21 protein-coding genes are annotated in these 21,466 nt (G+C 39.0%); 18 read left to right on the top strand and 3 right to left on the bottom strand.

Annotated elements, in window-relative coordinates; genetic code table 11:
* Nucleotides 1-9 precede the first annotated feature (9 nt).
* From EHQ16_RS08435 to EHQ16_RS08425, 3 genes are read right to left on the bottom strand one after another with little or no spacing between them, the layout of a single operon-like run.
* Nucleotides 10-741: a class I SAM-dependent methyltransferase gene (locus EHQ16_RS08435; RefSeq protein ID WP_135631495.1), complete on the bottom strand. Its 732-nt coding sequence runs from the start codon at nucleotides 739-741 to the stop codon at nucleotides 10-12.
* Nucleotides 738-1,796 carry a hypothetical protein gene (locus EHQ16_RS08430; RefSeq protein ID WP_167482648.1) on the bottom strand — a complete coding sequence of 353 codons (1,059 nt, stop codon included), beginning with the start codon at nucleotides 1,794-1,796 and terminating at the stop codon, nucleotides 738-740. Before EHQ16_RS08430 ends, EHQ16_RS08435 begins: the two co-directional genes overlap by 4 nt.
* Nucleotides 1,778-2,119, bottom strand: coding sequence for a hypothetical protein (locus EHQ16_RS08425; protein ID WP_135638868.1), 342 nt, complete (start codon nucleotides 2,117-2,119; stop codon nucleotides 1,778-1,780). The genes EHQ16_RS08430 and EHQ16_RS08425 overlap by 19 nt, the downstream gene beginning before the upstream one ends.
* Before the next feature lie 244 nt (nucleotides 2,120-2,363).
* Between EHQ16_RS08425 and EHQ16_RS08420 the strand changes: the two genes are divergently transcribed.
* The 18 genes from EHQ16_RS08420 (at nucleotide 2,364) to dxs (ending at nucleotide 21,406) form a co-directional block, all read left to right on the top strand.
* Complete coding sequence (locus tag EHQ16_RS08420; protein WP_135631491.1) at nucleotides 2,364-3,185, top strand: metallophosphoesterase; 822 nt, start codon at nucleotides 2,364-2,366, stop codon at nucleotides 3,183-3,185.
* Between the two features lie 92 nt (nucleotides 3,186-3,277).
* Nucleotides 3,278-3,772 (top strand): hypothetical protein, encoded by a 495-nt coding sequence (locus EHQ16_RS08415; protein WP_135631489.1) that lies wholly within the window; start codon nucleotides 3,278-3,280, stop codon nucleotides 3,770-3,772.
* A 268-nt stretch (nucleotides 3,773-4,040) separates the two neighbouring features.
* Nucleotides 4,041-4,652, top strand: coding sequence for a hypothetical protein (locus EHQ16_RS08410; RefSeq protein ID WP_135631487.1), 612 nt, complete (start codon nucleotides 4,041-4,043; stop codon nucleotides 4,650-4,652).
* A gap of 119 nt (nucleotides 4,653-4,771) precedes the next feature.
* Entirely contained in the window at nucleotides 4,772-4,897 is a 126-nt protein-coding gene (locus EHQ16_RS19645; RefSeq protein ID WP_279632392.1) for a hypothetical protein, read from the top strand.
* Nucleotides 4,898-5,591: 694 nt separating this feature from the next.
* Nucleotides 5,592-5,825 carry a hypothetical protein gene (locus EHQ16_RS08405; protein ID WP_002974969.1) on the top strand — a complete coding sequence of 78 codons (234 nt, stop codon included), beginning with the start codon at nucleotides 5,592-5,594 and terminating at the stop codon, nucleotides 5,823-5,825.
* Between the two features lie 2 nt (nucleotides 5,826-5,827).
* A complete protein-coding gene (rpsB, locus tag EHQ16_RS08400) occupies nucleotides 5,828-6,709 on the top strand; it encodes a 30S ribosomal protein S2 (RefSeq protein ID WP_100717689.1) in 882 nt (293 codons plus the stop codon).
* A complete protein-coding gene (gene tsf, locus EHQ16_RS08395) occupies nucleotides 6,709-7,305 on the top strand; it encodes a translation elongation factor Ts (protein ID WP_135579135.1) in 597 nt (198 codons plus the stop codon). Before rpsB ends, tsf begins: the two co-directional genes overlap by 1 nt.
* Nucleotides 7,295-8,041: a UMP kinase gene (pyrH, locus tag EHQ16_RS08390; protein WP_135631485.1), complete on the top strand. Its 747-nt coding sequence runs from the start codon at nucleotides 7,295-7,297 to the stop codon at nucleotides 8,039-8,041. The genes tsf and pyrH overlap by 11 nt, the downstream gene beginning before the upstream one ends.
* The gene (gene frr / locus EHQ16_RS08385; RefSeq protein ID WP_135631483.1) at nucleotides 8,031-8,582 is read left to right on the top strand and encodes a ribosome recycling factor; all 552 of its coding nucleotides are present in this window, start codon (nucleotides 8,031-8,033) and stop codon (nucleotides 8,580-8,582) included. The genes pyrH and frr overlap by 11 nt, the downstream gene beginning before the upstream one ends.
* A gap of 6 nt (nucleotides 8,583-8,588) precedes the next feature.
* Nucleotides 8,589-9,302 carry an isoprenyl transferase gene (locus EHQ16_RS08380; protein WP_135631481.1) on the top strand — a complete coding sequence of 238 codons (714 nt, stop codon included), beginning with the start codon at nucleotides 8,589-8,591 and terminating at the stop codon, nucleotides 9,300-9,302.
* The gene (locus EHQ16_RS08375) at nucleotides 9,299-10,210 is read left to right on the top strand and encodes a phosphatidate cytidylyltransferase (RefSeq protein ID WP_135631479.1); all 912 of its coding nucleotides are present in this window, start codon (nucleotides 9,299-9,301) and stop codon (nucleotides 10,208-10,210) included. The genes EHQ16_RS08380 and EHQ16_RS08375 overlap by 4 nt, the downstream gene beginning before the upstream one ends.
* Nucleotides 10,211-10,240: 30 nt before the next feature.
* Entirely contained in the window at nucleotides 10,241-11,401 is a 1,161-nt protein-coding gene (gene dxr, locus EHQ16_RS08370; protein WP_135631477.1) for a 1-deoxy-D-xylulose-5-phosphate reductoisomerase, read from the top strand.
* The gene (locus EHQ16_RS08365) at nucleotides 11,398-13,104 is read left to right on the top strand and encodes a site-2 protease family protein (protein WP_135631476.1); all 1,707 of its coding nucleotides are present in this window, start codon (nucleotides 11,398-11,400) and stop codon (nucleotides 13,102-13,104) included. The genes dxr and EHQ16_RS08365 overlap by 4 nt, the downstream gene beginning before the upstream one ends.
* 44 nt (nucleotides 13,105-13,148) lie before the next feature.
* Entirely contained in the window at nucleotides 13,149-14,909 is a 1,761-nt protein-coding gene (locus tag EHQ16_RS08360; RefSeq protein ID WP_135631474.1) for a proline--tRNA ligase, read from the top strand.
* Between the two features lie 193 nt (nucleotides 14,910-15,102).
* Nucleotides 15,103-16,290 carry a tryptophan synthase subunit beta gene (gene trpB / locus EHQ16_RS08355; RefSeq protein ID WP_135631473.1) on the top strand — a complete coding sequence of 396 codons (1,188 nt, stop codon included), beginning with the start codon at nucleotides 15,103-15,105 and terminating at the stop codon, nucleotides 16,288-16,290.
* Complete coding sequence (trpA, locus tag EHQ16_RS08350; RefSeq protein WP_135631471.1) at nucleotides 16,291-17,091, top strand: tryptophan synthase subunit alpha; 801 nt, start codon at nucleotides 16,291-16,293, stop codon at nucleotides 17,089-17,091. It abuts the gene before it with no gap.
* Nucleotides 17,092-17,181: 90 nt separating this feature from the next.
* Entirely contained in the window at nucleotides 17,182-19,509 is a 2,328-nt protein-coding gene (locus EHQ16_RS08345) for an adenylate/guanylate cyclase domain-containing protein (RefSeq protein WP_135631469.1), read from the top strand.
* A 7-nt stretch (nucleotides 19,510-19,516) separates the two neighbouring features.
* Nucleotides 19,517-21,406, top strand: coding sequence for a 1-deoxy-D-xylulose-5-phosphate synthase (dxs, locus tag EHQ16_RS08340; RefSeq protein WP_135631467.1), 1,890 nt, complete (start codon nucleotides 19,517-19,519; stop codon nucleotides 21,404-21,406).
* The last annotated feature ends 60 nt before the right edge of the window (nucleotides 21,407-21,466 follow it).

Below are 21,466 nucleotides of genomic sequence, written 5' to 3'. Positions count from 1 at the left end.
AATATTCTTTTATTTTTTCTTTGCCAGAATCGTAATCATTCTTTGGTAAAAATCCACCCACTCGATTTGAAATCCAATTGTTTCTAAGATCACTAGACATTCTTCTTTGAGTAAGCGCACTTTGAAATAAGAACTTATGGACAGCTTCCAAACATCATTTTGTTTTTCCAAAAGTTGGTCTGTCACACGAATCCTATCTCCTTCAAAATCTAAGATACAAGTAAGGATTCTAGATGAGTCAGATTTAACAGGGATAAAACGAGAATCCCCTTCTAGAGTGATCGAATAATCGCGAAAAGAAAGGAGTAGGTCTCCGTTTTGGTTTAAACAATCAAAACAAGATTTTAAAAATTCTTCGATTTCTTCTTTGGAAGAAAGATGAAGGAGAGTGTCTCCGCAGCAGACCAGTAAGGATGGGTGTTCTAGTCTGAATTGAGATACTGAAAGGATATCTGCCTCCACAATTTGGATGGATTGGTTTTCCAGTTTTGCATTTTCTTTTAGTTCGGATAAAAGTTGTTGGTTGAAGTCAACGGCAATTACTTGATAACCTAATTTTGATAAGGCCAAAGTTTGAATCCCATTGCCAGCACCTAAATCAATCGCCAAATTTTTCTTTTTTGGTGCGAGAGACTTCGATATTAGAAATTCTCGAAACTCAGATTCTTTTGTTTTCCAATCACTGAGCATCCAAGAATAAAAATTACCCAATTGATTTGCGTAGTGTTCTTTCGCGTTCATTTGTTCAGTTCCTTCAGTGTTTCTAAAGCCCATAGTTTCTTTGTGTAAAAAATCATTCTCTCAAAGTTATCTTTTTCTTTATGGATGGTATCTTTTGATTCTTTTGTTTTCAAAAGAATGGATAGATCTTCTTTGAATTTTTTATGACAAAGTTTTTGACCTTCGCCGTTAGTTTTTTCTAAACAATCATTTTTACTTTTACAGACAGAATCCAAACCAAAGGTATCGATGGGACAAAAACTGTAAATGGATAGGTCTGGTTTTTTACGACAATAACAGCCGAAATAGATTTGATTGGTGATGTTTTCTGTTTTTGTCAAAAGAACTGAGGAAAAATCGGAAGGGTTTGGATTTTGTTTTTGGTTATTTCTAATTTGTATCTCTTTCAAGTAATTAGAATCTGTGACACATTCATAGGGGAACTCCAAACAATAATCGATTAGTTTTTCTTGAGTCATACTGGCAATTTCTGATTTGGGTTTAGGATTCCAAACTTTAGGAAGTAACATGGATTCTCTATGATATCTAGAATTAGTTTCTCTTTCTATTTCCTTTTGTTTCTCTTTTTTTTGTGAAAGTATGTCTGCATCCATCAAAAAATATTCGCGAACTACCATCATAGGAAGGTCTGGTTGTGTTTTAGTTCTCTCTGTTTGTAATTTGGCGGTTAACTTTTGTTTTGAAGTTTCATCCAGATAGAGTAGATACCCTGTGATGTGGTATTTGTCGCAATCGTATCTGCTGAAAAATGGTACAAAGGATAACATCCAGAAGTGGTCAGGTGATTGATAAATTCTTAGATCTTCTATCGCATCAAATGGTTCTCTTGATAGGTTGGAGATTCGGAACTCTCCATCTTCCCAAATTTTGATGAGTGCGTAACTACTGTATAGATCATTTGGGAAAAAATTACCTGAACCACAACTAGATCCAATGAATGGTAAACGTTTGGTAGTTTGGTAATTCTTTTTCTCTAATGTGATTTGTCGATAAGATCTGTGGTTTGTGCAGCTGGCACAAATAATAAGAATCAAAATTAATAATATTCGATGCATATAAAACCAGAAGATTCGTAAACAGATACAATTGTATTCTCATCAATTAAATCAAATGTTTTGACTAAATCTGTATGTGTTGTTTCGCAGATTCTTTTTTTCATTAGTTTGGGATCTAGATTTTGGGTTTGGTCTGGAGCAACTGTCCCTAGTTTGACGATGTTCCCTCTAAAATTTGCAATCGTTTCAAAGTTTCCTGTTTTTTCATCATAATAAATTCGGTTTTTGTGACCTGCGGAACTCATATTTCCAAATCCATGGAAACTAGGACCGAAGAGACAGTTTTGAAAGCAAAACAGAAATAAGGTGATGATCCATTTCATTTGGGTCTAAATATCTGCGCTTATAAAAATGAATCAATCTTATTTTTTATGGGTATGTGTTTGGTTTTTGAAAATAACAATAGTTCCGTGACCCCGCAAAGAGTTTGATTTTCTATTGCCTTGGTTAGGTGTAAAATGGAAAATGATGCGAACTATGAGGTTGATTTTTTCTCGAAATAGACTTTCCTAAAGCTAGATTAAAGAATTGATTCTATTTTACTTAAAAAGGACATTTCATCGAAAAATGAAAAATAAATTCATTAGATCTTCGGCCATTATTTTCCTTCTGATTTTAGTAAACTCTTTGTTTGTGGAAAGGTATTTGGTTCGATACCCCGTTTACGAAATTGAATCAAATAAAATACCAAAAAGTTTCGATGGTTATCGAATCGCTGTTTTATCGGACTTACATTACGGTTTTTTAGTTCCCGAATTTTGGATTGAACAAACTTTGCATTCTATCAATGAACAAAACCCCGATTTAATTGTAGGCATTGGCGACTATGTTAAAAAAAGAAATTTTGATCAAGAATTGATCAATGTCTGGAAATTGCTTGGAATTTTAAAAGCAAAAGATGGTGAATTTTTTGTTAATGGAAACCACGATCATTGGGCAAATCATAAATTAGCTTTAAAATTATTAGAGGAAAGTGGGAAGTCAGCTCGTAATCGAATTGTATTCATAAATAAGGGTAATGATCAAATCGCCATTGCAGGGTTAGGCGATTTTTGGGAGGATCATATCCCGATTGATGGTATTTTAAAAGGATCAAGCCAAAAAGATTTTAAAATAGTACTGGCTCACAATCCCGATTCTTCAAATTCTTTTCATTCCGAAAAAGTGGATTTATTCATCACGGGGCATACCCATGGCGGACAGGTAAGAATTCCCTTCTTAAACAAATCTCCGGTTTTGCCGGTACAAGATAAAAATTTTGATATTGGTATTAAGAAATCTAAATACAATGAGTTGGTGTTTATTTCGGCGGGTGTAGGGTGGTCAATCATTCCTGTTCGATTTTATTGCCCAGTAGAAGTTCCTATCATCGTTTTACGTTCTAAGTAGGAATTTAATTGTAGACTTTTGGCAATTCCGCCTATGATTTTGTTATACGCAAGGCACTAAGGTTTATAGTAAAAAAAAGGGAGAAATATTTTATGAAAAAAAGCTTATTGATAGCATTAGTTTTAATATCGGTTACATTTTGCAATGATCGAACCGAAAAAGAAAGCAATGTAATTGAAATTACAGAAACCAATGTCTTTTTGAATCAATGGGAAATTCCAAAAAACGCAACTTTATCCGATTTTAATTCAAAATTTACACTTAAAAAAAACAACGAACTGAAAAAGGATAATCTAAACATTTATTTAGAAAATGGTCTAGAAATAAAGAAATCAGAAACAACAGATAGAATTGAAGGATTTACAATAAATTATGATATGGAAAATAAATCAAATAAATCAATCTACTTGGGATCCGTCAAAATACAAAATGTGGAAATTTCTAAATTTACAAACCCTACAAATATAATTAGTTACTTCAAATGTCGAGGTATCTTCTGCGGAACGGAATTTGGAAATACAAGAATTTTCATTACAATGAATCTTGATAAAACGAAAATCAATACTATCCAAATATATTTTTTGTAATAATTATAGATTATTTTGAAAAATGGTTTCGAAAAAAATAAAATAAACAAATTACGGATATTTTTATGCACAATCTTGGTATATGGGAAATTTCATTCTTAATTTTTATATTCATTATATTTGCTTCCATCATCTATGGAATTTACACTATTATTAGGAAAATTTTAGGAAAATAATGTTTTATAATCAATCAATTCCAGGGTTTTACGGCGACTAACTGCTTCACTATACGCAAGGCACTAAGGTTTAAATTAAAAAAGGACAATTTATGAAAAATCGATTCATCATAATCGCAATCGCTCTTACATTTGTTTCACAACATCTGTATGCAAAAAACACAAAAACTGTAGAGTTCAAAACATTTGGAATTTCGATAGATAAACCAAATGGCTGGTTTGATGTCTCTGCTGAAGATTATTCGGAACATTTGAAAAATATTAAAACAAATGATGATGAATTTACTGATTTAATCAAGAAACATGCGACTATACCTTTTTTCGCTATAACAAAATATAAAGAACCTCATGACGATCTTAACCCTTCCATCAAAATTAATATCAAACCTGCTGGAAATTTAGATCTATCAAAACCCGATATGATTCTCAAATCTATTACTTCTGTATTGGAATCAAAGTTCTTAAATTACAAAATCATCGATGAGCCGAAAATCGTAACGATTAACGGGAAAACTTGTAGTTTTGCTAGATTTTCTTATACATTAAAAATCGATGAAGAGTTATCATTTGAAACAACTTCAGCTCTTTGGATTTTGCCACATAACAATCAGTTTTTCATGATTGGAGCTGGATTCCGAACAGATGAAAAAAACGGGAAGTTTGAAGAAATAAAAAAAATAATTAACTCTATAAAATTATTTTAAATATAGAACCTGGCGTATCACAACGGGGAAACGTTTGTGCTTCGGCACTTATGGTCTCGTTTAGGGTACGCCAACTTCCCTATGTATGTATTATTTTTTAAAGAAAAATTATCGTTTGTATGAAGTTAGAATTTATATTAGAAATGAACACAGAAGACCAAGTTTTATCATATACTTTGTTAGTTTTCTTTTTGGCATATTTTCTGACTCTATCATCGTTTCCGTATCTACCACATTACTTATAATTTTTGGTCTTCATGTTTTTTTTCGTAGGTTATTCTCTTATGTTGTTTTAAAGAATAAATTCGCCATTTTATCGGCAACATCTGAAGAAATTATAATTAGCCATAAAAATCTACTTTTACCCTTTAAAGAACTGTACCTTCATTCAGATCAAATCGAATCCTTTTATTTTGATGATATCTTTTGGTATTCAACAATAGGGATTGTTATGAAAAATAAATCTCTAGTAACTTTAATTTTTTCCAGAGGAATGAAAAATGACTTTTTTGCGGCGAAAACCTATTTGATCTCATTTGCCAGGCAGAATCAAATACGGGTAGTTAGTGGCCCTGATAAGATACTCAAAAACTTTGTCGTTTATTCTGTTCCGATTTACTTAATTTATAAAGTGGTTAGGTATTGTTTTGATATATATTAAAATTTTAATGGTGTCGCTTCTGGTAAGGCCTTTGGTTGCGGGAACCCTCCTTCCTGGAACAAAAGGTGTAATCCCTGCGCCCCGGATCGACCGAGCGCCCTCGTCGAGGAAGAGCCGGAAAAGGCGCCCCATAAAAAAGGGATTTTGCCTAAATATCTCGTTCTTTTCCGGTAGTGAACCTCCCGGGAAATTCATTTTGGAGCCTGAAATTCCTTTCCCCTTGACAATCTGCCCAAATTCCAAATCCTGACAAGAAAGCTTGACAAAGGTGCTTTTGGATGAACAAAACCCAAATCGGGAACCTACTTTTGGTGCTTTTTTTGGGACTGATGGCAGGAGCTGTGGCCGGAGTGGTCTTAGATCGACTTCTTGGTACAACTTACCTCTCTCGGTTTTTGTTCGAATCACCAGTATCTCTCGAGCTTTACATAATTAAAGTCGAGTTCCAGCTAACCCCTGCAAGTATCGTTGGTCTTGTAGCGTCTGGATATCTCGCACTAAAAAAGGGGTAACTATGTCAGTAATTTCCATGAAAAGTCTGCTAGAAGCAGGCGTACACTTCGGTCACCAAACACGTCGTTGGAATCCAAAAATGAGTCCTTATGTTTATACGGCTCGTAACGGAATTCACATCATCGACCTTCAAAAGACTGTTCAAAAAACAAAAGAAGCTTACGATGCTTTGAAAAAACTTACCGGTCAAGGTAAGAAAGTTCTTTTTGTAGGAACTAAAAAACAAGCTCGTGGCGCGATTGAAAGAGCCGCACAAGCGTGCAGCATGTACTACGTATCTAACCGTTGGTTAGGTGGACTTTTGACAAACTGGAACACAGTGAAGAAGTCAATTGCTCGTTTGAAAAGACTAGAGCAAATGGAAGAGAACAACTCTTTCGAACAAGAAGCTAGAACTAAAAAAGAAGCACTTTCACTCAAACGTGAGTTAGAAAAACTCCGCCAAACACTTGGTGGAATTAAGGATATGGCTGTAGTACCTGAGATTCTTTTTGTTATCGATCCAAAAAAAGAAGAAATTGCTGTGAAAGAAGCTAAAAAACTTGGTTTGAAAGTGTTCGCAGTGATTGATACAAACTGTGATCCAGAACCAATCGATTACCCAATTCCAGGTAATGATGATGCGATCCGTGCAATTTCTTTATTCCTCGATACTATGGCAAATGCTGTACTCGAAGGAACAGGTGGAGAAGTCATCCAAACTAATTTTGCTGAAGATATGGACGCAGAACAACTTGCTCTTGAATACCAAGGTGAGTATGATGAGTCTGGAAAATTCATTATGGACGATGAACTTCCTCCAGTGGCAAAAGACATCCCTGTGGATGCTGATGCTGCAAAAAAAGCAGAAGTAAAAGTTGAAGCTACAGAAGGTAAAGAGTAATGGCAGTTAGCTCCGAACAAATTAAAGATCTCCGCGAACGTACAGGCGCGGGGATGATGGACTGCAAAAAAGCCCTCGAAGAAAAGGGTGGCGATATTGAAAAAGCAGTTACATACTTAAGAGAAAAAGGTTTAGCGAAAGCAGCAAAACGTGCTGGTCGTGAAACTGGTGAAGGAAAAGTCATCGCTTACATTCACGGAACAGGAAAAACAGGAGTTCTTGTAGAACTTAACTGTGAAACTGACTTCGTTGCAAACAATGAAGCGTTTGAAGCTCTTGGAAAAGAGATCGCTCTTCAAATCACTGCGATGAACCCACTTTATGTAAACGAGGAATCTATCCCTCAGTCAGAAATTGACAATGAGATGGGTGTGCAAAAAGCTCTTCTTGAAAAAGAAGGTAAAAAAGCAGACCAAATCGAAAAAATCCTTCCTGGTAAAATGAAAAAATACTTTGAAGAGATTTGTCTCATCCACCAAAAATCGATTCGTGACAACTCCAAAACCATCAATGACCTTCTCCAAGAAGCCATTGCGAAGTTTGGAGAGAACATTACTGTTGGTAGGTTCTCGAGGTTCCAAGTAGGTGGGAACTAGTCCGCGTTTCAAAAGAATTCTTATCAAACTCTCCGGCGAGGCTCTTGCCGGTGAGGGTGAACTTGGTATTGATACCAATAAAACATTTTCACTTGCCGGACAAATCAAAGAAGTTCATGACTTAGGTCTTGAAGTGGCTGTGGTTGTGGGTGGTGGAAATATGATCCGTGGAGAAACGTTAGCAAAGTCCGGAATGGAACGAGCTACCGCAGACTACATGGGAATGCTTGGCACCATTATGAATGGTCTCGCCTTACAAGATGCATGCGAAAAACAAGGGATGTTTACCCGAGTTCTTTCCGCCATCGAAATGAAATCCGTTGCAGAACCTTATATTCGTAGGCGTGCGGTTCGCCATTTAGAAAAAAATCGTGTGATCATTTTTGCCGGTGGAACGGGGAATCCGTACTTTACAACGGATACAACTGCATCCCTTCGGGCTGTGGAAGTAGGATGTGAAGTCATCCTGAAGGCCACAAAAGTGGACGGAGTGTACACTGCGGATCCAAAAAAAGATCCAAATGCAAAACGTTACTTAGAAGTTTCTTTTATGGAGTCCATCAAACACCGCTTAAAGGTTATGGATTCAACTGCTCTTAGTCTCTGTATGGACAATAATATGCCCATTATCGTGTTTGATATTTTTAAAGCAGGAAATTTAAGAAAATTAATCGATGGGGAACCAATTGGTACGCTAATCTCCAATTCAGAGGAAGTGATTTTAGATGGTAGATGAAATTATAAAATCCATGCAGTCCAAAATGGACAAAACGGTTGAGGCTTTGAAAAAAGACTTCGGTACCATACGTACGGGAAAAGCAAGTCCTATGATGGTAGAAGATGTAAGAGTGGACTATTACGGAACACTCACTCCGCTTAACCAACTTGGTAAAATTGCTTGTCCAGAACCTCGTATGATTCTCATCACTCCTTTTGAAAAAGGAATGTTGAAAGACATTGAAAAAGCAATTTTTGCAGCAAGTCTTGGGCTCACTCCAAACAATGATGGGTCTAGCATTCGTATCAATATACCTGAACTAACAGGGGAAAGACGAAAAGAGTTGGCAAAAGTGGTCAAACAAAGGGCCGAAGAAAAAAAAGTTGCCATTCGTAATATCCGCCGTGATGCCAATGATGAACTAAAAAAACACCAGGCAGAAATGTCCCAAGATGAACTCAAAGGCTACCAAGATAAAATCCAAAAAATTACGGATTCTTATATTGCCAAATTGGGAGATTTAGAAAAGGAAAAAGAAAAAGAGATCACCACTCTTTAATTTCCTATGAAGTTGAACACAATCCCTGCCCACATTGCTGTCATCATGGACGGAAATGGAAGGTGGGCGGAAAGCCAAGGGAAAAAAAGAACCGAAGGCCACAGAGAAGGGGCGAACGCAATCGATCGCCTTTTGGATGTGGCTTTGGAATACAAAATCCCCAATATCTCCCTTTACGCTTTTTCTACAGAAAACTGGAAACGCCCCATCACTGAAATCCAAGCCATCTTTGGTTTGTTAGTTGAGTTTATTGAAACCAGACTTGATACCATTCATTCCAAAGGAATTCGGATCCACCACAGTGGAGCAAGGAACAAACTTTCTAAAACAGTCCTCACCAAAATTGACCATGCGATGGCGGTCACAAAACAGAACAAAAAACTCACCGCCAACTTTTGTTTGAACTATGGTGGGCACGAAGAGATCCTCAGTAACTTTTCTCGGATCATGGCAGTGCGTAAGTCCAAAAAAGAATCTTTGGACAAACCCATTAGCCCCAAAGAATTTGAAAAATATTTGTATACATTCCCTTTGCCGCCGGTAGATTTATTGATCAGAACTGCGGGAGAACAAAGGATATCCAATTTTCTTTTGTGGCAGAGTGCCTATGCTGAAATGTATTTCACAAATACACTTTGGCCGGACTTTGGAAGAACCTCTTTGGAGGAAGCCCTTCTTTTTTTTGATTCCCGAAAACGTAAATTTGGTGGTTTGTTATGAGTGAGACAACACTCCGTATCCTATCTGCAATCGTACTCACTTTTGTATATGTGTTTATGATCTTCCATAGTTCCTTTTACTATTTGGAATTTTATGCCTTTGGTTGTATTACCATCTACTTGGGTTTAAAAGAATTGTATGCATTTTGCAGAAGAGAAGATTCCAAACCTTTTTTTGGAACTGGCCTTATCTTTTCCCTTTTGATATTTACTGTATACTACATTCAATTTTTAGGACTTCAATTTGAAGTCACTCCTCCAGCTTTTGTTTTAGAATTGTCTAAAGTTTTACGAGAAGGATTCCATCCGATTCCTTTTTTACTGATTGCTTTGTCTCTCACGGTTTGGATTTTACAAATTCTGAAACGCCCGTTAGATGGAGCATTGTTTTCGGCAAGCGCTACAATACTCGGTCCAATCTATTTAGCAATTCCCATCGGACATTTTTTACTCCTCCTCGCTTTCCCTTTTGGTGCTTATTATATCTTTTTAGTCTCTGTGATTACTTTTATGAGTGATGCGGGTGCTTATTTTGGTGGTCGTTGGTTTGGAAAACACCCTGCAGGACTCAAAATCTCTCCTAAAAAAACTTGGGAAGGTTACGTGACCGGAAATATCACTGCTGTGCTCGGTGTTCAAATTCTCAATTTTACTTGGGAACATTTTAGTGGTGTGAAGTTGCCGATTGGAGTTTTGGAATCGATCCTAGTTGCCTTTGTCGTGTCTGTCATTTCTGTGATGGGTGATTTGGCCGAGTCTGCCATGAAACGAGATGCTAAAATCAAAGATTCAGGGAGTTTGATTCCTGGCCATGGTGGGGTTTTAGATTTAGCAGATGCCCTTTTATTTACCGTTCCTGTGATTTATTATTATTTCCTATTTAAGGGAATTCTCGGTTACGCGGTCTGATTCTCAGTTCCGGATCGGTCTAAGGCTTAGATGGTTGGAGTATCCGTATTAGGAATTTCTGGTTCTGTTGGCTCTTCGACAGTGAAGGTGCTCCGCCAATTTAGAGATTCCTTTTCTTTACATAGTTTTTCGGTTCATTCCAATTTAGATCTTGCGAAATCACTCATCGAAGAATTTTCTCCCGAGGTGATTTCTATCACCGATTCAAAGTTAGAAGGTAGCCTCGGATCCAAATACAAATCCACAACCATTCTTTATGGTGAAGATTCGTTATCGGATTTGGTTCGCCTTCCCTCTGTATCTGTAGTAGTAACAGCCGTTGTTGGGGCAAGAGGGGTAAAACCTACCATTGCCGCCATTGAAGCGGGAAAAAAAATTGCCATTGCCAATAAAGAAACACTCGTGACCTTTGGGCCGCTCATCAATCGTTTGGTGGCAAAACACAATACCTTGATGGTTCCTGTGGATTCCGAACACAATGCACTCTTTCAGCTCATTGAAAGAGAAAAAAGATCCAATATTCGTGCCATCACACTCACGGCCTCGGGAGGAAGTTTTCGAACCCTTCCTATCGAAGAGTTGGAGCATGTATCCGTTAAACAGGCGCTAAACCATCCGACTTGGTCGATGGGGCCAAAAATCACTGTAGATTCTGCGGGACTGATCAACAAGGGTCTCGAGGTGATTGAGGCACATTATTTATTTGGATTTTCCTATGACGAAATTGAAGTGGTGATCCACCCGCAATCTCTCACCCACGGAATCATTGAAACCATGGACGGGGCTTGTTTGCAATACACAAGCCATCCAGATATGATTTATCCCATTGCTCATTCTTTGTTTTACCCAACACCAACACCAAAGATGCTCATTGAAAGAAAACCTGGGACATGGAAGACCTTGGAATTTTTTCCTCCTGATTTAAGTCGTTATCCGGGACTTCGTTTGGCTTTCCAAGCGGGAAGGGCAGGAGGAACGGCACCCTGTGTGTTTAACGCAGCCAATGAAGAAGCTGTTGCTTTGTTTTTAGAAGAAAAAATTTCTTTTACCGCCATTCCTAAGTTAATTGAGTCGGCGCTAAATAAAATTTCCAATTCCTTTCCTAATGATTTGGAAGGGTATTTAGAAAAAGATAGGGAATCTCGTAATTATATTCAAAAAGAATTTCAGAAAGGGGGAGTGACTATATGATCATCATGATATTCGGGGCCGTATTCATGTTAGCGGTTTCTATTTTTATCCATGAGTTGGGGCACCTCCTATGTGGAAAGTTAGTCGGAGTGGAAGCTCGGATTTTTTCTCTTGGTTATGGGAAAGGGATTTGGAAAAAAAGAATTGGGAAAACCATCTACCAAATCACAGCCATTCCCATTGGTGGTTATGTTCTTTTTCGTGGAGATGATTATTCTAAAAACAAAAAACCAAGGCAAGGAGATTTACTATCCACGCCGCCGCTTCGAAGAATGATTCCTGTTCTTGGTGGACCTTTCGCTAATTTGGTGTTAGGTTTTGTTTTATTGTTTATATTGGAACTTTCAGGTGATAGTCCTTCTTCCAATCGTATTTTTATCGAAGATGCCAACAAGGTTTCTAGTCCGGCTTATACAGCTGGGCTTCGAACCGGAGATCAAATTGTTTCCATCAATGGAAAAAAAACAGAAAGTTTTGAAGATATTTTCACTAATGTGAGTTTGACTACTGGTGATCCTGTTTCCGTTTCTTACAAACGGGAAGAAGAAGTAAAAACCGTACAAGTTGTACCTAATTTATATTCCGCTGGAGGACACCCCACCATTGGAGTGATGCCATTTGGAGAAAGACGAGTGGTGGCTACTTTTACTTATGGGGAACAACTCAGCCATTTTATGGCAAATCTCCTCGATCGTGATGACAAATCTTCTGTATACTTTCAGGAAAAAATCGAAGAAAGAAAAGATGAAATTCCGGAAGAACTTTTAAAACAAAGAGAGATCCAAGAACGAGAAAAATCCCTTCGCAGGCGTGCACTCTCCTTCCTAAAAGATGGGGATATGATTTTGCAAGTGGCTGGCGTAGATGTTCATACTGTGCCTGAATTACAAACAGAACTCGGAAAACACCAGGGAAAAACAATCCCTGTTGTTGTAGAAAGAAAAACGTATCCACTTCTTACACCTTGGGCGACTGAAACTGTAACCATTCAAATTCCTGTGTTAGGTGCCAATGTGTTTGAATTTTGGGATATCAGACATCCTAAATTTTCCGAACTAGGAATTCCATACTTCCGATTGGATAGTTATGATGCGGAAATTGAAAACCGTCTTTCTAACTTAAAAATTGAAGGCAAAACATTTGAAAAAGCGGATGCCTTTTCGGAATACCTAAAACAATCTGAAGGTAGGAAAGATATCTGGATTGGGAATATGAAATATTCTGCCGATGTCAATTTGAAACCGATTGGGCTTCTCGGATTTCGTGCTTCGATGAAATTTGAAGCAGAAAAGTTAGAAAAAGAATCTACTGTATACTCCTCGTTAGTGGGTGCGTCTACAAAAGTTTATGAAAATGTTTCCACTACTTTAAAAGGAATTGGAATGTTATTTTCTGGGCTTCTTTCTCCAAAAGAGAATCTTTCTGGGCCGATTGGGATTGTACAAATTGCGGGAATTAGTTTGGAATATGGTTGGGTGACATACCTCGACTTTGTTGCAAAAATTTCCCTCGCCCTTATGGTCATGAATTTATTACCGATTCCTATGGCAGATGGCGGACACATTGTACTGTATGCTTATGAGGCCATTACTGGTAGACCACTTCCGAGAAAAGCGATTGAAGCTATCTTTCGATTGGGGTTTTTCTTTCTCATTGGCCTTGGACTTTATGTTTCGTTCAATGATGTGATGCGTATTTTTTAATTTTTGTTACGTTTAGTTTTATATAAGTAAAAGAGAAAAGATCGATGAAAGCTAGTTCCTATTTGATTCCTACTGCAAAAGAAGATCCTCAAGATGCAGTTGTCGCTTCCCATAAACTGATGACTAGGGCGGGACTCATTCGTAAATCCGCGGCCGGGTTGTATTCTTATCTTCCTCTGGGGTTAAGAGTTTTAAAAAAAATAGAAGGTATTGTTCGTTCCGAGATGGATCTGGCAGGAGGTTTGGAATTCCAACTTCCCATTTTAACTCCGAGTGAAATTTGGAAAGAGTCTGGTCGTTGGGATAAAATGGGGAAAGAGATGTTTCGTTTGAAAGATCGTCATGACAATGAAAGTTGCCTTGGCCCCACTCATGAAGAATCTTTTTGTGTACTCGTGAAACCAATGGTTCGTTCTTATAAAGATCTACCGATCAACGTATACCAAATTCATACAAAGTTTAGAGATGAAATTCGTCCGAGATTCGGAGTGATTCGTTCTCGTGAATTTACAATGAAAGATGCATATTCATTTCATTTAGATGATGAGTCTTTGGACAAAACCTACCAAACAATGCGTAAAACTTACAGAAGGATTTTTGCCGGGATGGGTCTTTCTACAATCCCAGTACAAGCAGACTCTGGAAATATGGGTGGGTCTGCTTCTGAGGAGTTTATGGTAGTGTCTCCTATTGGAGAGGAAACACTTACGATTTGTCCTTCTTGCCAATATTCAGGGAATATTGAAAAAACTCCTGTGATTCGAAATGCTGCGATTGCAAAACAAGCGTTTGCCGGAAAAGATAAAATTCATACTCCATCTAAAAAATCAATTACAGAAGTTGCTGAGTTTATTGGGACGAAGGAAGAAAACCTCCTAAAGGCAGTGGCTTTATGGGCAGACGGAACCTACGTCCTAGCCTTTTTAGAGGGAGACCGCGAACTCAATGAAAACAAACTAAAAAACCATTTGGCTTGCAATGAACTAAGACCTATGGGTGCTGCTGAAATGGAAAAACTTGGTCTTGTTCCTGGATTCATCGGGCCAGGATTTCCAAAATCAGAATCTCTCAAAATCATCATCGATTCTCTTATCGATTGGAAATTTGGATATGTATCCGGTGCGAACGAAGTAGATTATCATATAGCAGGAGTTAAGCTCAGCGACTTTTTCAAAGAAGAGGAAGTGACAAAAATCGATGTATCGCAATCCAAAGTAGGAGACCCTTGCCCTAATTGTGGAACCGGTCTCACTGCGGAAAAAGGAATCGAAGTAGGTCATATTTTTAAATTAGGCCAAAAGTATTCGAAAGCATTTGATATTACTGTTTTAAATGATAAAGGAAAAGCCACCACAACGACTATGGGTTGTTATGGGATTGGCGTAAATCGTTGTATGGCCACTGTCATCGAACAATGTAATGACGATAAAGGAATTTTTTGGCCTATATCCATCGCGCCGTTTACTGTTTGTTTGGTGAGCATTGCTAAAAATCCAGACGACATTGCCAAAATTGAATCCATCTACAAAGCTCTTGTTGCGGCAGGGATTGAAGTGCTTTGGGATGACCGCGACCTGGGACCAGGTTTTAAGTTCAAAGATTCCGAACTCATTGGTTTTCCCATCCGACTTACCCTAGGAAAGGGATTTTTGGAGAAAGGGGAAATCACGATCCTTGACCGAAAATCGATGGCAGAAGAAACCATCAACTTCACGACCAATGAAGACTTGGTAGGAAAACTGCAAAAACAAATCCGTAACCTTCATGAGAGCCTTGAGAAAGCTGTAGAGCAAGTAGGAACATGAACTTCTTCGGATTTTTTATTTAGAATCGGAAGAAGGGGTGGTCGGAATTCGGGCGATGTGATAGAAGGAAGCCATTGGGTGGCGGGTCTAGTTCCCCACCCTTAAGTCAGGGCGGGGAGATTGTACCCAAAAACCCCCACCCCCCACAAAAGAAGCAGTTTTCATATTCCCCCATCCTCTCATCTTGGGATATATGGGCAAAAACCTACCTGGATATTTTGGTGAATTCGGCGGCCGTTACTCTCCTGAGATTTTAACGGAAGCATTAGAAGAACTTGAATCCACCTATCAAAAGTTAAAGAAAAGTAAGAAGTTCAAAAAAGAACTCGAATACTATTTAAAGAACTACGTCGGAAGACCTAGTCCTCTGACTTATGCTGAACGTCTCACCAAACTATGGGGAGGTGCTCGTATCTGGCTCAAACGCGAAGATCTAAATCATACTGGTGCTCATAAAATTAATAATGCCATAGGGCAGGCTCTCATTGCACGTTTTATGGGAAAAAAACGAATCATTGCTGAAACGGGAGCTGGTCAACATGGACTTGCCACAGCTACCGTTGGTGCTATGTTCGGAATGGAAACTGTAGTATATATGGGTGCCGTCGATGTGGAAAGACAAAACCTCAATGCTAAAAAAATTGAGATGTTAGGTGCAAAAATTCTTCCAGTCACTGCAGGTGAAGCCACCCTCAAAGAAGCTACTAGTGAAGCTATGAGAGACTGGGCACTCAACGTATCCACAACTCATTATATTGTTGGTTCTGCGATTGGACCTCATCCTTTTCCTACAATTGTTCGTGACTTCCAAGATTTTATAGGATCAGAAGCAAGAGCAGAGTTTAAAAAACGAAACAAAAAACTTCCCAATGCAATTGTGGCCTGTGTGGGTGGTGGATCTAATTCCATAGGAATGTTCCATGCATTTTTAAAAGATAAACAAGTTGCTATTTATGGTGCGGAAGCAGGAGGCCTTGGCCCAAAACCAGGAGAACATTCTGCTACCTTAACTTATGGAAAAACAGGATTTTTACATGGAACAAAAACCTTAATCATCCAAGATGAATTTGGTCAAATTGTTCCAGCACATTCTGTTTCTGCAGGACTTGATTACCCGGGAGTTGGGCCAGAACATGCTCATCTATCTCAAACAGGAAGAGTGGAATATCGAATGGTCACAGACGAACAAGCATTAGACTCCTTTTTGGAAGTGACTCGTGTGGAAGGGATCATCCCTGCCCTGGAAACTGCTCATGCCTTTCATGTGGCACGGGACGTAGCAAAGGATCTAGGAAAGAAAAAAGATCTTATCATTTGTCTTTCTGGTCGGGGTGATAAGGACGTAACGGAAGTTTTGCGGCTCTTGGGTGAAAGAAAGTAAATGAGTAAAATAAAATCATTATTTGAAAGCGGAAGTTTTAAGTCAGCCTTTATCCCTTATTTTACCTTAGGGGATCCAAACTATCATGACTCCATCGAATTTGGAAAAACCATTTTAGACAATGGGGCTGATATTTTGGAACTAGGAATTCCTTTTTCTGATCCTGTGGCAGATGGTCCCGTCATCCAAAGGGCAGCCGCTCGTTCTTTAAAAAATCGTTTTTCTTTCGATGAAATCTTTCGGGTTACCAAAGCCATCCATGATCATAAACCTGAGACTCCTCTTGTTTACCTAACTTATTTCAATCCTATTTACCATTGTGGGATTACGAAATTTTTAGACCGAGCCAAGGAATCAGGGATTGTGGGACTTGTGATTCCTGATTTACCCTTTGACACAGAAGAAAGTGAAACTTTGTTTCGAGAACTAAAAGTAAGGGATATGGATCTCATCCATTTGGTCACACCTGCCTCCGAAAAAAAGAGGATCCAGGCTCTGAGCAAAACATCCTCAGGTTTCATTTATTATGTGACTTCGTTTGGGGTGACGGGGGAAAGACGGGAGTTTTCGGTCGATTTGAAGGAAAGAATCAAGTTTTTGAAAGACACCATCCGATTGCCGATTTGTGCCGGGTTTGGAATCTCCACTCCCGAACAAGCCAACCAAATTTCTCAGTATGCAGACGGAATCATCATTGGTTCTGCCATCCAAAGGGTCATTGAAGAAAACGGGTCTGACAAAACCAAAACCGTTACGGCACTGGCGGATTACATTTCAAAAATCAGGGCATCAATTTCCTAAATTTTTTTCCTGAATCTTTCAAAAACATTTGAGTCTCTTTAAAAATTCCGGGAAAATGGTCGGAAATTCCCAAACGAATAAAGAGGCTCTATGTCCGACAAAGAATCAAAATCGCTTTCGATTTTGGACTATCTCAGTGTTACCGTTGCCACCCTAGGAACACTCGGTGTGATCATTTCTGTCATCATGACAGGATGGGAATATGAATTTTCCTTCCTTATTGGTGGTTTACTCGCCTTACTCGTTTCCTCTTACTTTGTTTATAAAACCATTGCAAAGGTATCCAAGGACAAACAGAAGTCAGGTGCCATTTGGTTGTCTTATGTAATTGCCATTTTTATGTATGCAATGGTAAACACTTTCCAACCACTCAAAGATTTAGAAGAAAATTCTATTTCCACAAGATTCCAATTCTTACGTGGATCCAACACCAAAACAGAAAGCGAAGGGGACACGGGCCGTATTGAATACATACAGTTCCAACCACCAGCTAAGGCTCGTAAGGATATCAATATCATTGGTATCACAACAGAATCACTCGAAAAATTACAAGGGACTTGGCCTTTACCTTGGAGTTATTACGCCGATATCATAGAAACTTTTAAAGAATCGAATAACATTCTGATGTTCGATATTTTCTTCGTAGATTACAAACCCGGTCAAACGGAAGAGATGGCAGCAGCTCTTCAAAAGAACCGGAATGTCCTCTTCGACTTTCCAATGGAAGTCAGTGCGGAGTCAAAAGAAGCGGTTCTCAATTTAGAAAAACGAATTGATATCCTCCGTAAGTTTCAATTGAAAAATGTCATCGATGAAAACGATGCAGGAATTTCTTGGGTGAAGTTCCCACAGCCACCGATTGAACCCATTGCTGAATTGTCAGCTGGACTTGGTTTTGCGAACGTAAAAAAAGATGAATCTGGTTTGAATCGTAAAATGCCACTTGTGGTAAAGGTTTATAACTCAGGTAGAGATAGAGAAACCGAATATTTCCCATCCATCGACTTACTCATTGTTTGTAAATACTACGGTATCGACGTACAAAGAGACGTGGAAGTCAATATGGGACATTATATCAAATTGTCCAATATTCCTAAAAAGATCATTCGTGAATTTAACATCAAAGAACGTAAGTTTGAAGAAAGAGATGTGATGCAAGTTCCGAATGAGAAAAGGGAAGTGGTCATTCCTATTGACTGGGAAGGCCAAATGGAAATCAACTTCGTGGGTGGACGTTATTCGTTCAAACAAAACGAAATTTTTGAAGTTACTAATGATTGGGATGCTGAACTTCTCGAAGCCAACCAAATCAGTAACAAAATCTTTCTTGTTGCGATGTATTATGCAACAGGTCGCGGGGCTTCGAAAGACTCCCACTTATCTCCGTTTGGTGATATGTCGGGAATTGAACACCACGCGCATGCCGTAAACACCATCTTAAACCAAGATTTTCTTTCCACTGTTCCCAACTGGGGAATTTTCTTAATTTATGTTGGTCTTGGTGTGATGATTGGCTTTTTGCAACCAAGGGTAAAAACACATATCGGTTTTGCGATTATGTTGACTCAGCTCTTACTTTATGTTGTAGCTGCTCTTTATATCTTCCAAACTTTCAACCTCATCACAGTCCTTCCTTCGGTAACGATCGAACAGATTGTGGTTTTTGTTGCCATCATTGGATTTAGAATCTTAACAGAAGAAGAGAACGTAAAATACATTCGCCAAACCTTCTCCAAATTCGTATCTAAAGACGTTGTGGATGAACTCCTCAAACACCCCGACAACTTAGCACTTGGTGGATCCAAACGAGAGATCACCATTTTCTTCTCCGACGTTCGTGGGTTCACAACCATCTCCGAGCAGTTGGGTCCAGAAGATTTGGTGAAGTTACTGAACGAATACCTCTCGGCAATGACTGATATCATCATTGAGTACAAGGGAACCATTGATAAGTATATGGGTGATGCGATTATGGCTTTCTGGGGAGCTCCGGTTCCACTCGAAGACCACGCGTACTATGCTTGTGTTGCCTCACTCGTTCAGTTAGATTATTTAAAAGTCCTCCAACAAAAATGGGCAGAACGAAATGTTCCTGTGATCGATATTGGTTGCGGTCTGAATTCTGGGCCTGCGGTTGTGGGGAATATGGGATCTTCACACAGGATGGAATACACTTGTATGGGTGATACGATCAACTTGGGATCCCGATTGGAAGGATCCAATAAAATGTACACCACAAATGTGATCATCTCCGAATATACTTACGAAAAAGTGAAAGACCGAGTGGTCGCTCGGGAACTGGATTTAGTGCGAGTAAAAGGAAAAACCCAACCTGTTCGGATTTACGAATTGCTTGGAATCACAAACCCAGAAGATATGGAGAAAATGAAGCGGCCTCTCCAAAAGGCGGCAACATGAAGTTTACATGCCATCTTATCCTTATCTCGACAAAATCCAATTTCCGGAAGACCTTAGAAAGATAACAGAAGCGGAACTCCCGAAAGTTTGCCACGACCTTCGGGAATACATTATCGACACCCTCTCCGATGTGGGAGGGCACTTCGCTAGTAACTTAGGTGTTGTGGAACTTACCGTTGCCCTTCACTATGTTTTCCAAACTCCTACCGACAAAATCATCTGGGATGTAGGCCACCAAACTTACCCTCATAAGATCCTGACAGGCAGAAAAAAAGAACTCCCTACCGTTCGTAAATGGCAGGGACTTTCGGGATTCCCAAAACGAGAGGAATCTGAATACGATTTGTACAACACAGGCCACGCGGGAACTTCTATCTCCCAGGCTCTGGGTGAGGCTTGTGCCCGTGACTTACTTGGCAAAGACTATAAAGTGGCTGCGGTGATTGGGGATGCATCCATTGCCACGGGAATGGCAATTGAAGCCATGAACCACGGTGGTCATATCAAACCAAATATGTTAGTCATTTTGAATGATAACTACATGTCGATCTCCAAAAACGTGGGTTCCATTTCTAACTATCTCAATCGTATCATTTCTTCTCAAATCTATAACAAAGGTAAAACGGCATTTTATAGTTTTTTAAAATGGATCCCGCTCATTGGGCCCGCATTACAAGCGCTTGCCCATAATATGGAAACTTCTTTTAAACATTTTATGATGCGTCCCGGTGGACTTTTTGAAGATTTGGGATTTACTTATTTTGGCCCAATTGATGGCCATGATGTGAACCGTGTGGTTCATATGTTACAGAACCTTTCCAAAATCCAAGGCCCTATCCTCTTACACGTGTTAACGCAAAAAGGGAAGGGATACAAACCGGCAGAAGCTGATCCAATCAAATACCACGGTGTTACGCCGTTTAACAAAGAATCGGGGAAAATGGCCTCGGCCGACTCCAATAAAATTAGTCTTTCTAAAATTGTTGGAAAAACACTTACCGATTTAACAGACAAAGACAAACGAATTGCTGTCATCACTCCTGCGATGATTGAAGGTTCGGGACTTCGGGAATACCAAGAAACCTATCCAACTCATACTTTTGATGTGGGAATTGCGGAACAACATTCGGTAGCATTTGCTGGTGCCATGACTAGCGGTGGTGCCATTCCGTATATGTGTATTTATTCCACATTTCTCACTAGGGCTATGGATCAACTTGTGGAAGATGTTTCGCTTATGAATTTGCCCGTTCGGTTTGTGATTGATCGTGCAGGCATTGTTGGCCCGGACGGGGAAACCCACCAAGGTCTTTCTGATCTTGGGTATTTGGCTGGCCTTCCCAATATGGATATCATTGTTCCAAGTTCTGCACAGGATATCATTGATACCCTTCATTTTATGAAGGATTATGTAGACCATCCCATTGCCATTCGTTTCCCTAAAGACAATGGCAACTTACGCGAGTTAAATTTTGATTCGCCGCAAATTGTCAAAAAAGCAAAAAGTAGGTTAGTGACCGAAGGAAAAGATTTACTCATTCTTTCCGTTGGATTTATGTTGCCGATCGCTAAAGCCGTGGCAGAAATTTTGAAAGAAAAAGGGATCTCTGTTTCTGTTGTGGATCTTTTTTGGTTACGACCTTATGATACAGAACTAGTACACGGACAAATTGAAAAGAACCAAAGGTTTGTGATTTTGGACGAAAGTTATATCCATGCTGGTGCCTCTGGTTTTCTTTTGAATGAAATTCCTTCCGAATTGCTTGGTAAGTTTTTGAAGACCTTTGCCTTGCCACCAGAACCCATCCATCACGGGGAAAGGAATCAAATTTTGGATCATTACAAGCTGACTGCTTCGCAAATTGCGGAAGAACTCAATTTGACTTTGAAAAAATAAAAATAGTTTTACGGAGATTTTTTAAGTCTTCCGAAAATGAAAGAAAACAGGCGAGTATCT

The organism is Leptospira kanakyensis (assembly GCF_004769235.1).
Classification (GTDB): domain Bacteria; phylum Spirochaetota; class Leptospiria; order Leptospirales; family Leptospiraceae; genus Leptospira_A; species Leptospira_A kanakyensis.
The sequence above is the reverse complement of the archived record's forward strand: the minus strand, read 5'-3'. Positions and strand labels throughout refer to the sequence as shown.